Genomic DNA, 14,935 nt, shown 5'->3' with positions numbered 1-14,935 from the left:
GTGGGTGATGAGCGACAGGCTGGGGAGCCAGGCAGCGTTCGCACGCTTGGACGGGCTCATCCTGTACTTCCTCAGGATTCAGCTACTTTTTTCTTGGCTGGTGCCTTGGGTTTGGCGACCTTTTTCTCGAACTCAAAGCCGACCTTGCCGCTCTGGTTGACCAGATAGGCCGAGAACTTGCGGCGGGTGCGGTTCGAGACGAATTCCTTGAGCAGGTCGGTTTTGCCGTCGGTGAGCAGTTTCCTCATTTGTGCCGCGTCGATCGGCTGCTGCAGGATGATCTTGCCGGAACGGAAGTCGCAGGTTTTGTCGGTGCCGACCGATTTCTCGCAGACGTAGTTGGCGCCGTTGTCGTAGACGTTGGCCGCGCATTTCGGGCATTTGCCCAGGGCCTCCTGACCGGAGAAATCGACCGCTTCTCCTTCGCTGCCATCGCTCGTCTTGTCCTGGCCGAAATCGAATTCCGGTTGCAGGTCGTCGTTGAGCTTGATGGCGGCGGCGAAACTGCGGCCCATCTTGTTGCGGAAGCCGGTCAGCGGGCCGACCTGCTTTTCGGTCAGCAGTTGCTCGATTTCGGCCGGTTCGTACTGGCGGCCGGCAACGATCTTCCACAGCGCGTAGTCGCAACCGCCGCACTGGAATTTCTTGTAGGTCTCGCGAATCTGGCCGCCGCACTTCGGGCAGGGGGCGGTCAGCACGCCGAAATCGCCGGGGATGGTGTCGGCTTCGTACTGCTTGGCGCGTTCGACCATGTGGCGGGTCATCTCAGCGATCTCGCGCATGAATTCCTCGCGCGTGAATTCGCCCTTTTCGATGCGGCCGAGCTTCCATTCCCAATCGCCGGTCAGTTCCGGCTGGGTCAGTTCGTTGATGCCGAGGCCGTTCAACAGCGTCATCAGCGAGAAGGCCTTAGCGGTCGGGATTAGTTCGCGGCCTTCGCGGTGCATGTACTGCTCGCCGAGCAGGTTCTCGATGATCTGGGCGCGGGTCGCCGGGGTGCCGAGGCCACGGCCGGCCATGGCGGCCTTCAGTTCCTCGTCGTCGACCATCTTGCCGGCGCCTTCCATGGCGGAGAGCAGCGTGGCTTCCGAGTAGCGCGGCGGCGGCTTGGTGGCGTTGGCCTTGACGGTGACTTCGTCGGTCTTGACCTTTTCCTTGGGCTCGACGGCGACCAGATTGCCGTCGTCGCCTTCCTGGCTTTCCTTGCCATGGACTGCGAGCCAGCCCGGATTGACCAGCACCTTGCCCTCGGTCTTGAAGGGGTGGCCTTCGACGCGGGTGATACGGGTGGTGACCAGGTATTCGGCGGCCGGGAAGAAGACGGACAGGAAGCGGCGGACGACGAAGTCGTACAGCTTCTGCTCCATCTCGTTCAGGTTCTTCGGGGCCTGCGGCGTCGGGATGATGGCGAAGTGGTCGCTGATCTTGGCGTTGTTGAAGATGCGCTTGTTGGGCAGCACCCAGTTGCGAGCCAGGATCTGGTGGGCAAAGGGCGAATAGCGCGAGAGCAGCACTTCGTCGTGGCCCTTGCCGGCGCCCTGGCCGGTCAGTACGGCCAGCGTTTCCTTGACCGTCGGCAGGTAGTCTTCCGGCAGGCAGCGGGAATCGGTACGCGGGTAGGTCAGGACCTTGTGTTTTTCGTACAACGCCTGGGCCAGCGACAGCGTGGTCTTGGCCGAGAAGCCGAAGCGGGCGTTGGCTTCGCGCTGCAGCGTGGTCAGATCGAAGAGGCCCGGCGACAGGCGGGTTTCCGGCTTGGATTCCTCGGTCACTTCGCCGGGCTTTCCCAGTGTGGCGGCGCGAATGGCTTCGGCGCGGGAGACTTCCCACAGGCGGTCGGCGCGGGCGTGTTCGTCGTCGTTTTTACCCTTGTAGGCTTCGTCGAACCACTTGCCTTTATAGCTGCCGGCCTTGGCGCTGAATTCGGCTTCGACTTCCCAGTAGTCGCGCGGCTTGAATTCGCGGATTTTCTTTTCGCGTTCGACAACGATGGCCAGCGTCGGTGTCTGCACACGGCCGACGGTGGTCAGGTGGAAGCCACCCGTCTTCGAGTTGAAGGCGGTCATTGCCCGCGTTCCGTTGATGCCGACCAGCCAGTCGGATTCGGAGCGGCAGACGGCGGCGTCGCCCAGGCCTTCCATCTCACGCCCCGGACGCAGGCGGGCAAAGCCATCGCGAATGGCGCCTTGGGTCATGGATTGCAGCCACAGGCGCTGTACCGGCTTGCCGGACTTGGCGTTCTGGGCAATGTAATTAAAGATCAGCTCACCCTCGCGCCCCGCGTCACAGGCGTTCACCAGGCCTTCGACATCCTTGCGCTTGATCAGCTTGTTGAGCACCTTGAGGCGTGATTCGGTTTTCTCGATCGGCTTCAGTGCGAAGTGGGGCGGAATCACCGGCAGGTGGGCGAAAGACCATTTGCCGCGCTTGACCTCGAATTCCTCGGGGCAGGCCAGTTCGAGCAGGTGACCGACGGCCGAGGAAAGCACGTACGCTTCGCTTTCGAAGTAATCGTCGTGTTTGGTGAATCCGCCCAGCGCCCGCGCGATATCGGCGGCGACAGAAGGTTTTTCGGCAATGATCAGCTTTTTGGACATGGTTCGACCTGTTGGAGTGCCGGGGCATGATAAGTGCCCCGCGAGCGGCTTGGCAAGCCGTCTATATATAGAGAGTGTCTAGACGAGTCGCTGGTAGCGGTTGCCCGGAAGCGTTCCCAGGATGCCGCCGAGTTCGAGTGTCAGTAATTCGGGGAGAAGGGTGTCGGCGCTCTGCCCGGTGCGCTCGACGAGTTCGTCCAGGCTGCAGGGGGCGTGGCCAAGGGCGGTGAGAAGTGGGGAGGTTTCGCCGGGCGCAGCGCTAACCGTCGGCTCGCTGGCAGGAGGTTGGCAAACGTCGCCAAGTTCCTCGAGGATGTCGCCGGCCGCTTCCACCAGCTTGGCGCCCTGTTTGATCAGCTTGTGGCAACCGCGGGCAACGGGCGAATGAATGGAGCCAGGGATGGCGAAGACTTCGCGGCCTTGCTCGGCTGCTAGACGCGCGGTAATCAGTGAGCCGCTTTCGGGGGCTGCTTCGACGACGAGCACGCCTCGCGCCAGCCCGGAAATGATCCGGTTGCGGCGCGGAAAATTGTGAGCGACGGCCGGGGTGCCGAGGGGAAATTCGGAAACGATGGTGCCGCGCTCGGCAATGGCGCGTGCCAGCTCCTTGTTGCGTGCCGGATAGATGCGGTCGGCGCCGGTACCGATGACGGCAACCGTACCGCCACTGGCCGCCAGGGCACCGCGATGGGCGGCGGCATCAATACCGAGCGCTAGGCCGCTGACAATGCTCCAGCCCCGGGCTGCCAGGTGCCGGGCAAAGCTCTCGGCGGTCAGGGCGCCTTGCGGCGTGGCATTGCGGCTGCCTACAACGGCGAGTCCGCGCCGGTTCAGCAACTCCGGCTTGCCGCGTACGTAGAGAATATTGGGTGGGTCGGCAATTTCGAGCAAGGCTGGCGGATAGCCGGGGTCGGCCAGGGTCAGGATGGTTTGTCCCGGTTGCTCGGCCCATTCGAGGGCGTGCTCAATGGCATCGGTGGGGTCGGTATCGAACAGCAGGTCGGCACGGTCGCCGACAATGCTGCGTGCCGCGAGGCGACCAGCCGCGAAAATGGCTTCGGGTAAACCGAAAGCGGCGAGAAGCTTTCGTTGCGTCTCGCCGCCGATGCCGGGAATCAGGGTCAGCCGCAGCCAGGCGGCCAGGGCATTGGTGTCGCTCACGGATTCCTTGCCGAATCTCCGGCAATGACCGCCTTCGATGATTCGACGACCAGCGCGTAGCTGACGCCGTTGAAGACGCGGAAGACGAAGGCCAGGCCGTAGCGTTCGTCGGGCACCGGAGTGCTTGTACGGCGGCCGTCCTGATCGACGTCGAGCGAGACGCGTTTGCGGTAGAGCGCAACGACATGGCCGATTTCCATGCCATTGTTCTTGCCGACGTTCAGCGCAATGACCGAATTGGCACCGCCTTCACGCAGGCCGCCGTAGATCCCGATCACGCGGGCCGATACATCCTGTTCCGGACGATGCGGCACATAGGAAATGATCTGCGGTTCCGGCGCCGGAACCAGGCGGTCACCGCGGGCGATTTCTTCCTTGGCGAGGGAAACGCGCAGCATGGACGGTTCGCCGGGCTTGACCAGACGGGCATTGCCGAGGAAGAAGGCTTCGTAGGCGATGACCTTGCCGGTTTCTGGGTCTTTCAGCGGCTTGCCCTTGCGGAAAACGTGCCATTTCGTAATGGCAGTGTCGGGAATTCCGCTGGCGTAGAAAGTATCGCCGGTACCGACCAGCATGCGGTCTTCCTGCATGGCAACGATCTTGACGCCGGTATTGAGTTCGCTGTCCTCGATGACCAGCGGCTGCGAGAGGAAGGGCTCGATAGCGCCCGCCGGTATGCTGGGAATGACTTGCTGTACTGGGGCGCTGTGCACGCTCGGTTGCAGCTTGCCGGGGCCGCCCGCTGCGCCGCCGACCCGCTTGCCCAGCTTGAGGCGGGGCGAGCCGCTCGACATGTCGAGCATGACGACATCGCCCGGATAGATCAGGTGCGGATTCTTGATCTGATCCTTGTTCATCTGCCAGATTTCCGGCCAGCGCCACGGTTGCTTCAGGAACTTGCCGGAGATATCCCACAAGGTATCGCCCTTGACGACGACATGGCGGTCCGGCGGGTTGTCGACGAGCTGCAGCGGGTCGGCGGCGGATGCGCAGACGGCCGTCACGGCCAAGATGAGCGCGGATATAATGCGAACCATAGTCGTAACACCTCTCGTGCCGGTGGAACGCAATGCCACCGAAGCGGTCTCAGTAACGTCACGCGATTTTGCGTTTTCTTACCTCGGAATTGCTTTAGATTCTGCACGTAATAACCTAAGCGAGCAAGCTTTTATTCCATTTTTGACATGGCTCTTCTACCCATTTTGCGTTTCCCCGATCCGCGCCTGAAAAAGGTTGCCCAACCCGTTGCCAAAATCGATGATGGCATTCGAAAACTGGCGGCAGACATGGCCGAGACCATGTACGAGGCACCCGGCATCGGCCTGGCGGCGACGCAGGTTGACGTGCATCAGCGGCTGGTCGTGATCGATACTTCGGAAGAGAAGAACAATTTGCTTGTCTTCATCAATCCGACACTGTCGCGTTGTGAAGGGCAGCAGGTGGGCGAGGAAGGGTGCCTGTCGGTTCCCGGCATCTACGACAAGGTCGAGCGTGCCGAAAGGGTCAGCATCAATTATCTGGACCTCGACGGCAAGGAGCAGACCATGGAGGCCGACGGTTTGCTGGCTGTCTGCATCCAGCACGAAATTGACCATCTGGACGGTATCGTTTTTGTCGATCATTTGTCGCAACTGAAGCAGGGTCGTATCAAGAGCAAGCTGGCCAAGCAGGCGCGCGTTACCGCATGAAGCTGATCTTCGCGGGAACGCCGGAGTTTGCGGCACAGGCGTTGTCGGCCATCATCGCCGCCGGCCACGAGGTTGCGCTGGTGCTGACCCAGCCGGATCGTCCCGCAGGTCGGGGCATGAGCCTGCAGCCGTCCGCCGTCAAGAAAGTGGCGCTGGAACACGACATCGAGGTCTTCCAGCCGCTAACCCTGAAGGATGCCGAGGCGCAGGCTAGGGTTGCCGCCGTCGGCGCCGAGGTGATGGTCGTAGCCGCTTACGGATTGATCTTGCCTCAGGCGGTGCTCGACATGTCGCGCTTCGGCTGTATCAACATTCACGCCTCGTTGTTGCCCCGTTGGCGCGGGGCGGCACCGATCCAGCGCGCATTGCTGGCCGGCGACGCGGAAACCGGCGTTTGCATCATGCAGATGGAAGCCGGCCTGGATACCGGCCCGGTACTGCTGCGCGGTGCCTTCCCGATCGAAGCGAACGACACCACGGCCACGCTACACGATCGCCTGGCCGGCCTGGGGGCGAGCCTGTGTGTTGAGACGTTGGCCCAACTGCCCCTGCCGGCTACGGCACAACCGGTCGACGGCATCACCTACGCGCACAAGATAGAGAAGGCCGAGGCACAGATCGACTGGACCCGGCCGGCGGCCGAGCTGGATCGTCATATTCGTGCCTTCAACCCATTTCCGGGCGCGCAGGCCCTGTTTGCCGGACAGACGGTCAAGTTGTGGCAGGCACGACCGGTAGCGGGTAGCGGTCGGGCGGGCTGCATCTTGTCGGTGGACAAGCGGGAAGTGATCGTCGCTTGCGGTGAAGGAGCCCTCGCCGTGAGCGAATTGCAGAAGGCCGGTGGCAAGCGCCTGCCGGTACAGCAGTTCCTGGCCGGACATCCGCTCAAGGAAGGCGATCGCTTCGACCTGCCCGCTTGATTTTTTGTCCGGCGGACATAGTTTACCGACCGGACCAATCGTTTTGCGGAGGTAATGCCATGTTCAACTGGGTCAAGACTGCCATGTTGATGGCCGCCATCATGGCCTTGTTCGGTATTGTCGGCGGGATGATCGGCGGCAAGTCGGGCATGTTGCTGGCGCTGGTTTTCGGTGGCGCGATGAACCTGTTCTCGTACTGGTTCTCGGACAGCATGGTGCTGAAGATGTACAACGCCCGGCAGGTCGACGAGACCAGTGCGCCGCAGTTCTACGCCATGGTCCGCGAGCTGGCAAACCAGGCCGGCCTGCCGATGCCCAAGGTGTACATCATCGACGAGGCGCAACCGAATGCCTTCGCCACCGGGCGCAATCCGGAGCACGCGGCGGTGGCGGCGACCACCGGCATCATCCAGCTGCTGTCGGCACGCGAACTGCGCGGCGTGATGGCGCATGAACTGGCTCATGTCCAGCATCGCGACATCCTGATTTCGACCATTTCGGCGACCATGGCGGGTGCCATCTCCGCGCTGGCCAATTTCGCCATGTTCTTTGGTGGTCGCGATGAAAACGGTCGCGCGGTCAATCCGCTGGTCGGCATTCTGGTGGCGATCCTGGCGCCTCTGGCTGCCAGCCTGATCCAGATGGCGATTTCGCGGGCGCGCGAATTCGAAGCAGACCGCGGGGGGGCAGAAATCAGCGGCGATCCGCATGCGCTGGCCAACGCGCTGGGCAAGATACAGATGTACGCCGAGGGCCGCATTCCCATGGGGCCGGCCGAGGCGCATCCGGAGACGGCGCAGATGATGATCATGAATCCCCTGTCGGGCGGCGGTCTGCGCGGCCTGTTCTCGACCCACCCGGCAACCGAGGAGCGGATTGCCCGTTTGCGCGCGATGCGCTGAGTTGAGCGGCCCTCAGGCCGTTGCCAGACGCAGCGGCGGGAGGGTTCCGACAACGGCCAGGCTGGGTTTTTCACCGGCCTTCTGGTGGCGCAGCGTCAGGTAGCGCAGGCAGGTGACGCGCAGGAAAGAGGCGAAATTCTCGACCTCGCCGCGGAGTTCCTCGATCTCGCCATGGAGCTTGGCGATCAACTGGTTGGTCGTCATGCCCTCGTTGCCGGCCAGCTCGGCGAGGATGTCCCAGAACAGATTTTCCAGGCGGATCTTGGTGACGAAACCGTGAATGCGTATCGAGCGGGCCCGGGATTCGTACAGCATCGGGTCGGCCTTGACGTAAATTTCGCACATGGGTGAACTCCGGCTGGGGCAGGCGGCTTGCCTGCCCGTTCAGATTATCAGAGGGCGATCCGTGTGCCGAGCAGGGCCAGGAATTTGGCCAGCCAATCCGGATGCGCCGGCCAGGCCGGGGCGGTAACCAGATTGCCGTCGACGTGGGCCTGGTCGACCGGGATGTCGGCATAGCGGCCGCTGGCGGCTCGCACTTCGGGGGCGCAAGCGGGGTAAGCGCTGCACGAACGGCCGTCCAGGACGCCGGCGGCGGTCAACAGTTGTGCACCGTGGCAGATCGCGGCAATCGGTTTTTGCGCATCGGCAAAATGCCGGATCATCGCCAGCACCTCGGGGTTGAGGCGCAGGTATTCCGGGGCGCGACCGCCGGGGATGACCAGCGCGTCGTATTCCTCGACCTTGATGGCGGAAAAGTCGGCGTTCAGGGTGAAATTGTGGCCGGGCTTCTCGCTATAGGTCTGGTCGCCCTCGAAGTCGTGTACCGCCGTGCGTACCTGTTCGCCGGCCTTCTTGCCCGGGCAGGCGGCGTGCACGGTGTGCCCGACCATCAGTAGCGCCTGGAAGGGCACCATGGTTTCGTAATCTTCGGTGTAGTCACCGGTCAGCATCAGGATTTTCTTGGCAGCCATGTTTGTCTCCATTTGTATGATCGGCACCAGCAAAATCGCCGGTGCCGTGCAACGCATTGTGGAGAGATTTGACGGATGCCGGGTAGCAGCCGGCTGCTACGGGGCCACGAGTTGGCCGCGGCGAACCGCATGGCGTTCGATGCGAGCCGGCTCGAAGCGGGCAAGGACTTCGGCGAACAGGGCTTGCGCCCGAGCACTGTTGTCGCCGCTGAAGTTGCAGACGTAGACATCGAGCGTCACGGCGCCGATTTCCGGCCAAGTGTGTATCGCCAGGTGCGACTCGGCCAGGATGACCGTGCCGGTTACGCCTGCCGCTTGCCCGGCCTCATCGCGAAAGGCATGGAATTGCTTGCCGACGACCGTCAGGCCATGGCGCCGACAGGCGTCCACGCAATAGGCCTCCAGGCTCGGTGTGTCGAGCAGCAGCGACGGGGTGCAGCGGCAGTCGTGCAGGTCGGCGATCAGGTGCAATCCGTTCATGACGTGATTCTATTGCGTTCCACGTGAAACGGTATGGTCAAAGAGCCCGTCGAGCAGGCGACCGAGCCGATAGCCGGCCTCGGCGATGCGTCGGTTGGCCGTTTCGCGGCTGCGCCGATGGAATTCGTCGTCGACGATGGGGAGCAGGCTGCCGGCTTCGCTCGGATAAGCCGTGGCGAGCAGGCGGTGGCTTTCGTCACGCCAAATGCCGATACTGCCTTGTTCCGGCGGTGGGTGCCGCTCAAGCAGGCGGCGGGCGTTGTCGTCGAGTCGCTTGCCGCGCAGCCAGGGGGGGCCGGGCAGGTCGTCCCAATAAAGATGCAGGCTGCTGAAGGGCAGGCGCTTGTTGTGGGGGTTCTCGATTTCGACCAGATTGCCGCCGTCATCACCATGACGTCCGACATGCAGGGGCTGGTGGATGTCGGCGACCAGGTGCAGCAGCCAGGGCAGGGCGTAGGCGGTCTGTTCGGGCGGGCTGCCGGATTTCAACAGCCGGGTCAGCTCTGCGATCCGGGTGTCCACTTCGCCTTGGCGAACCTGGCCATCGGCGTCGAGGTCGACGTAATGCCAGCGCTTGTGGCGTGCCGTGTCGGGCAAGCCGGGTAGTGGCGGTGTCGGCGGTTCGCGCTCCTCATCATGGAAGCGCGGGTCGCTGCGGATGTCGTCCGGCCATGTCGATGCTTCGGCAAACAGGTCGGCGGGATCGGACGAGCGGGCCTTGTCGATCCAGCGCCCGTGGTCGGGATGGCGGGCGAGCACGGCACTGATGGCATCGCGTGCCGGCGGCGATAGCTGTTGCCAGGCAATGGCCGCAACCAGCCGGTGGCCGGCGGCATTCCAGGCCAGGGCGGGCTGGGTGAGGCAAAGGAAAAGCAGGGCGGGGAGGAAAGGGCGCATTGGTCCATTATGCCGCGTGCGATAATCGCGGCCTATGTCCAGATTGCCGTTCACTTCACTCGCCTACGCCCTGCTCCAGGCCGCCCGTATCGATGCTGCCGTTTTCGCCGGGCAGAGCCTGGCCGACGGCCTGCTCGGCCGGGTCGATCCGGTCGCCCGACCGGCCGTGCAGGATCTCGTCTATGGCAGCCTGCGCGCCTATGGCCGGGGCGATTACTTCTTGTCTCGTTTGCTTGAGCGGCCGTTGGCGACTGACGAAATCCGGGCTTTGCTGCTGGTTTCGCTCTACCGCATCGAGACACGACCGGAGGCGGTGCACACTGTGGTCGATCAGGCAGTTTTCGCCGCCGGCGAACTGATCGGCGGCAAATTCCGCGGCCTGGTCAACGGCGTGCTGCGCAATTTCCTGCGTCAGCAGGCTGAACTCACGGCCGCTGCCGCCGCTGATCCCCTGGTTTCGGCGCAGCATCCCGATTGGTGGCTGGCGCGATTGCAGGCCGCTTATCCGGACGCTTGGCAAGGCATCGTGGCAGCCGGCAACGCGCCGCCGCCCATGGGCTTGCGGGTGAATGTCCGGCAGACGACGCGCGACGCTTATCTGGCCCGCTTGCGGGCGGTCGGCATCGAAGCGTCGCCGGTCGGCGAAAGCGGCCTGGCTCTGGCCCGGCCGGCGGCGATCGAGGCGCTGCCGGGTTTTGCCGAAGGCCTTGTGTCGGTCCAGGACCCGGGCGCCCAGTTGGCGGCCGGCCTGCTCGATCCGGCGCCAGGCAGCCGCGTGCTCGACGCCTGCGCCGCTCCGGGCGGCAAGACGGCCCACCTGCTGGAGCGGAGCGATCTGGCCTTGCTGGCGCTCGATCTGAAAGCTTCTCGCTGCCGTCGCATCGAGGAAAACCTGGGCCGATTACAGCTGCGGGCGGAAGTCGCGGCGGCCGATTGTGCCAAGCTGAATGCGTGGTGGGACGGGCAGCCATTCGATGCCGTGCTCGCCGACGTACCCTGTACGGCCAGCGGCGTGGTGCGCCGCAATCCGGATGCCAAGTGGCTGCGCCGGGAGGAGGACATCGCCAGCTTCGCCAGGGCGCAGGCCCGGATTCTGGATGCCCTGTGGCAGGTCGTTCGGCCGGGAGGTAAACTGCTCTACGCAACCTGCTCGGTATTCCCGGATGAAAACGGCGAGCAGATCAGACGTTTCATCGAACGCCAGCCGCAGGCCCTGCGCTGCAAAGAGGAACAGCTACTACCGACTGCCGATCACGATGGCTTCTTCTACTGCCTGCTTGAAAAGCGTGCCTGATTCTTCGCCAACGTCCCTCCGTCGACTGCTGGGCGCGATGCGCCGCCTGGGCGGATGGCTGTTGGCGGCTGCCCTGTTGCCGGCCATGGTCTGGGCGGCGGAAATCGAGGTCGCCAATCCGCAACTGCAGGCTACCGAGGACGGTTACGTGGTGGCGGCCGATTTCAAGTTCGAATTGAATCCGCGCCTGGAGGAGGCAGTGACCAAGGGTGTCGTGCTGCATCTGGTCGCCGATTTCGAACTGACCAAGGCGCGCTGGTATTGGCTGGACGAAAAGCTGGTGACGCGCAGCCAGACCTATCGCCTCTCCTACCATGCGCTGACCCGGCAATATCGCTTGTCCACCGGCGGTCTGCATCAATCCTTCGGCACCTTGTCGGAAGCCGTTCAGGTCCTCGCTCGACTGCGTAACTGGGTAGTCGTCGAGCGCGGGGACAAGGTTGTGCGTCCGGGCGAAAGCTATGAAGCCGCTTTGCGCCTGCGTCTCGACATGACGCAATTGCCACGCCCGTTCCAGATCACGGCGCTGGGCAATCGGGACTGGAGCCTGGCTTCCGACTGGAAGACCTGGCAGGCGACGCCGCCGCCCTTGCCGGTACCGGAGGCGAAATGAAACGATTCGTCGCCGCCGGCGGGGCTTTCGCGGCAGCAGTCGGGGGCATCCTGTGGTTCCTGCTGCTGATGTCGACTGCGGCCGATACGGTGATTTTCTCGCGCAACTATCCGCTGTTGATCGCGCTCAACGTGATTCTGGCGCTGGGCATGGTCGGCCTGGTCGGCTGGCAACTGCGCACCTTGTGGCGCGATTACCAGGCGCAGGTCTTCGGAGCTCGGCTAAAACTGCGCCTGATGTTGATGTTCGGCATCATCGCGGTGTTGCCCGGCGCGTTGGTCTATGGCGTTTCGGTCCAGTTCGTCACCCGCTCCATCGAAAGCTGGTTCGACGTACGGGTCGAGAAGGCGCTCGAATCCGGCCTGCATCTCGGGCGCTCGGCGCTGGACTCCCTGCTCGCCGATGTGGTGGAGAAAGGACGCAGCATGGCCAGCGAATTGTCCGATATCCAGGAAGCCTCGCGCCGTTCAGCCCTGTTGCGCCTGCGCGAGGAAAAAGGGGTGCAGACGGCGGCCCTGTTTTCGGTCGGTGGCCAGCTGCTGTCCAGCGCGACCAGCGAGTTGTCCACCCTGATGCCCGAATTGCCCAGCCAGGCCCAACTCAAGCAGGCGCGGAATTCCCGTTCGATCGGCACCGTTGAGGGCGACGACGGCAAGCTTTTCCTGCGCGTTCTGGTTTCGGTTTCGGCGCGCGACATGTTCGAGGAGCCGCGCATCCTGCAATTGACGCAGCCGGTCCCGACGGCGCTGGCGCACGATGCCGATGCGGTGCAGGGGGTGTACCGCGATTACCAGGAATTGCAGCTGGCGCGCGACGGCCTGACCCGCATCTACGCGCTGACGCTGACGCTGACGGTACTGGTCGCGCTGTTCGGTGCCTTTGCGTTGGCCTACCTGATGGCGCGAAGGCTGGCGGCGCCGCTGCATATCCTGGCCGAAGGGACGCAGGCCGTGGCGCAGGGTGACTTCTCGCCACGCCAGGCGATCTACAGCGGCGACGAACTCGGCGTGCTGACCCAGTCGTTCAATCGCATGACGCGACAGCTCGACGAGGCGCGCCGCGAGACCGAGCGTCACCGGGCGGAGCTGGAGTCGGCGCGCGGCTACCTCGAATCGATCCTCGCCAACCTGTCTACCGGCGTGCTGGTTTTCGATCGCCGCTTCGTGCTGCGCACGGTGAATGAGGGGGCGCTGACCATCCTCGGCGACGACTTCGATGGCGTGGTCAGTGTCGCCGTCGATGAGTGGCCGCGCCAGCAGGTGCTCGGCAGCTTCATCCGCGAGCAATTTGCGGCGACCGGGGAGCCGGAGTGGCAGGCCCAGCTCGAACTGGAGCGCCCGAACGGCATGCCGCAGGTATTGTTGCTGCGTGGTTCCCGTCTGCCGGAAGCGAGTGGCGGTGGCGACGTGGTGGTGTTCGACGACGTGACCCGGCTGATCGCTGCACAGCGCAGCGCGGCCTGGGGCGAAGTGGCGCGCCGCCTGGCGCACGAGATCAAGAACCCGCTGACGCCGATTCAGCTGTCGGCCGAGCGCCTGCAGTTCAAACTCGCCGACAAGCTGGCCAACGGTGATGCCGACATGCTGGCACGGGGGACGCAGACGATCATCAAGCAGGTACAGGCCATGAAGCGCATGGTCGACGATTTCCGCGATTACGCCCGTCTGCCGGCTCCGGAAGTGGCGCCGCTCGATCTCAACGGCTTGATCCGCGAAGTACTGGGTCTTTACGAAGGCTCGTCGGCGATCATCGAAGCCGAGCTGGCCGACGATCTCGGCAGCGTCCTGGGGGATGCGACGCAGCTGCGGCAGATCATCCACAACCTGCTGCGCAATGCCGAGGATGCGCTGGAAGGGCGGGATGGGGGGCGCATCATTCTGCGCACCGAACACGGTGTTCGCCATGCGCACCTGTCGATTGCCGACAACGGCCCGGGGTTTCCGGTCGAGCTGCTGCCGCGCATCTTCGAGCCTTATGTCACCACCAAGGCCAGGGGAACCGGCCTTGGCTTGCCCATCGTCAGGAAGATCGTCGACGAACATCAGGGCAGTATCGAAATCAGTAATGCACCGGAGGGTGGTGCGCGGATCGACATCTGCCTGCCCCTGGTGAAAGAGGAGGAAGCCAAAAATGGCCATCATTCTGGTCGTTGACGACGAAGTGGGTATCCGCGAGCTGCTCTCGGAAATACTGATCGACGAAGGTTACGACGTTCGGCTCGCTGAAAACGCGACGGCAGCGCGGCAGATTCGCAACGAACTGCGCCCGGATCTCGTCTTGCTCGACATCTGGATGCCGGATACCGACGGTATATCCCTGCTCAAGGAGTGGCACGCCGCCGGGCATCTCAACATGCCGGTTGTCATGATGTCGGGGCATGGCACCATCGATACGGCGGTCGAAGCCACGCGCTTCGGCGCCTTCGATTTCCTCGAGAAGCCGATCGCCCTGCAGAAACTGCTGTCCACCGTGCAAAAAGCGCTCAAGCACGACAAGCCGCCAGCACGGCCGGCGCTGACGCTGGAATCCTTTACGCGCTCGGCCTTCGTCAAGGACTTCAAGCGGCGCCTCGAGCAGGCTGCGGCCAAATCGCCCGCGCTGCTGATCAAGGGAGCCAATGGCGGCATGGCGGAAATCTGCGCGCGCACCCTGCAGTTGCCGCGTGCACCCTGGCTCGACCTGAGCGAGGTGAGCAGCGCGCTGACGCAGGAGATGCTCGAAAAAATCACCGGCGGCATCCTGTTCGTGCCCAATCTCGCGGTGCTCGGCAAGATGCAGCAGATGAACCTTGCCTTTGCCATGGAGCGCCTGGAAAAGCTGAGCCTGCAGTTGGTCGCGGCGACGGTCGCACCGTTGTCGGCGCTGGCCGAAGCCGGTTGGGACGGCAAGCTGCTGTCGCGGATAGGGGAGGTTTGGGTGGCCATGCCGTCGCTGGCGGGTCATGGAGATGAACTGCCGGAAATCGCCGGTCTGTTGTTGACCAATTTTGTCGAGCGTGGCGAAGTGCCGCAGCGCCGCTTTTCGACGGCCGCCCTGAATGCGCTACGGTCGCTGCCGTGGAAGCGGCAGCCGGATTCGAGCTGGAGCGATCTCTACGTGCTGGTACGCAACCTGGCGCTGACCTCGCTCGACGAGGAGATCAGTGCCGAGGACGTGCTACGGGTGATGCCCCAGGACGGCGGGGAACGTCCGGAAATGCAGTCGCTGCAGCCGCTCTTCGATCAACCTTTGCGCGAGGCGCGGGATGCCTTCGAAAAGCTCTATTTCGAGCACCATCTGCGCCTCGAAGGCGGGAACATGACGAAACTGGCCGAGCGTTCGGGGCTGGAGCGCACACATTTGTATCGCAAGCTCAAGCAGCTGGACGTCAAGCTCGGCAAGCGGGGCGAGGAATAGGAGCCCTTCCTGT

14 protein-coding genes are annotated in these 14,935 nt (G+C 63.6%); 7 read left to right on the top strand and 7 right to left on the bottom strand.

Annotation, left to right across the window (positions count from 1 at the left end):
- Positions 1-71: 71 nt before the first annotated feature.
- From AB6Q56_RS18745 to AB6Q56_RS18735, 3 genes are all read right to left on the bottom strand, one after another.
- Entirely contained in the window at positions 72-2,597 is a 2,526-nt protein-coding gene (locus AB6Q56_RS18745; protein ID WP_434514552.1) for a DNA topoisomerase III, read from the bottom strand.
- Between the two features lie 78 nt (positions 2,598-2,675).
- Complete coding sequence (gene dprA / locus AB6Q56_RS18740; protein ID WP_434514551.1) at positions 2,676-3,758, bottom strand: DNA-processing protein DprA; 1,083 nt, start codon at positions 3,756-3,758, stop codon at positions 2,676-2,678.
- Positions 3,755-4,795 carry a LysM peptidoglycan-binding domain-containing protein gene (locus AB6Q56_RS18735; RefSeq protein WP_434514550.1) on the bottom strand — a complete coding sequence of 347 codons (1,041 nt, stop codon included), beginning with the start codon at positions 4,793-4,795 and terminating at the stop codon, positions 3,755-3,757. Before AB6Q56_RS18735 ends, dprA begins: the two co-directional genes overlap by 4 nt.
- 147 nt (positions 4,796-4,942) lie before the next feature.
- Here AB6Q56_RS18735 and def point away from each other — a divergent pair, with 147 nt between their 5' ends.
- Genes def through htpX form a run of 3 tightly spaced genes read left to right on the top strand, consistent with a single transcriptional unit; the run spans position 4,943 to position 7,268 of the window.
- A complete protein-coding gene (gene def, locus AB6Q56_RS18730; protein ID WP_434514549.1) occupies positions 4,943-5,446 on the top strand; it encodes a peptide deformylase in 504 nt (167 codons plus the stop codon).
- The gene (gene fmt / locus AB6Q56_RS18725; protein ID WP_434514548.1) at positions 5,443-6,366 is read left to right on the top strand and encodes a methionyl-tRNA formyltransferase; all 924 of its coding nucleotides are present in this window, start codon (positions 5,443-5,445) and stop codon (positions 6,364-6,366) included. The genes def and fmt overlap by 4 nt, the downstream gene beginning before the upstream one ends.
- Positions 6,367-6,425: 59 nt before the next feature.
- Positions 6,426-7,268 carry a zinc metalloprotease HtpX gene (gene htpX / locus AB6Q56_RS18720; RefSeq protein WP_434514547.1) on the top strand — a complete coding sequence of 281 codons (843 nt, stop codon included), beginning with the start codon at positions 6,426-6,428 and terminating at the stop codon, positions 7,266-7,268.
- Positions 7,269-7,280: 12 nt separating this feature from the next.
- Here htpX and AB6Q56_RS18715 read toward each other — a convergent pair whose 3' ends face one another.
- The 4 genes from AB6Q56_RS18715 to AB6Q56_RS18700 form a co-directional block, all read right to left on the bottom strand.
- Positions 7,281-7,613 (bottom strand): ribbon-helix-helix domain-containing protein, encoded by a 333-nt coding sequence (locus AB6Q56_RS18715; RefSeq protein WP_434514546.1) that lies wholly within the window; start codon positions 7,611-7,613, stop codon positions 7,281-7,283.
- Positions 7,614-7,660: 47 nt separating this feature from the next.
- Entirely contained in the window at positions 7,661-8,242 is a 582-nt protein-coding gene (locus tag AB6Q56_RS18710; protein WP_434514545.1) for a DJ-1/PfpI family protein, read from the bottom strand.
- Between the two features lie 96 nt (positions 8,243-8,338).
- Positions 8,339-8,722, bottom strand: coding sequence for an adenosylmethionine decarboxylase (gene speD / locus AB6Q56_RS18705; protein WP_434514544.1), 384 nt, complete (start codon positions 8,720-8,722; stop codon positions 8,339-8,341).
- Positions 8,723-8,731: 9 nt separating this feature from the next.
- A complete protein-coding gene (locus tag AB6Q56_RS18700) occupies positions 8,732-9,619 on the bottom strand; it encodes a S1/P1 nuclease (protein ID WP_434514543.1) in 888 nt (295 codons plus the stop codon).
- Between the two features lie 34 nt (positions 9,620-9,653).
- Here AB6Q56_RS18700 and rsmB point away from each other — a divergent pair, with 34 nt between their 5' ends.
- Genes rsmB through AB6Q56_RS18680 form a run of 4 tightly spaced genes read left to right on the top strand, consistent with a single transcriptional unit; the run spans position 9,654 to position 14,922 of the window.
- Entirely contained in the window at positions 9,654-10,913 is a 1,260-nt protein-coding gene (rsmB, locus tag AB6Q56_RS18695) for a 16S rRNA (cytosine(967)-C(5))-methyltransferase RsmB (RefSeq protein WP_434514542.1), read from the top strand.
- Positions 10,914-10,950: 37 nt separating this feature from the next.
- Complete coding sequence (locus tag AB6Q56_RS18690; protein WP_434514541.1) at positions 10,951-11,526, top strand: DUF4390 domain-containing protein; 576 nt, start codon at positions 10,951-10,953, stop codon at positions 11,524-11,526.
- Positions 11,523-13,679, top strand: coding sequence for an ATP-binding protein (locus AB6Q56_RS18685; protein ID WP_434514540.1), 2,157 nt, complete (start codon positions 11,523-11,525; stop codon positions 13,677-13,679). The genes AB6Q56_RS18690 and AB6Q56_RS18685 overlap by 4 nt, the downstream gene beginning before the upstream one ends.
- Positions 13,657-14,922: a sigma-54-dependent transcriptional regulator gene (locus AB6Q56_RS18680; protein ID WP_434514539.1), complete on the top strand. Its 1,266-nt coding sequence runs from the start codon at positions 13,657-13,659 to the stop codon at positions 14,920-14,922. The genes AB6Q56_RS18685 and AB6Q56_RS18680 overlap by 23 nt, the downstream gene beginning before the upstream one ends.
- Positions 14,923-14,935: the final 13 nt, after the last annotated feature.

It is taken from the genome of Dechloromonas sp. ARDL1 (assembly GCF_051122455.1).
In the GTDB taxonomy this organism is placed as follows: domain Bacteria; phylum Pseudomonadota; class Gammaproteobacteria; order Burkholderiales; family Rhodocyclaceae; genus Azonexus.
Note: the sequence above shows the minus strand (reverse complement) of the source record. Positions and strands in the feature narration are given on the sequence as shown.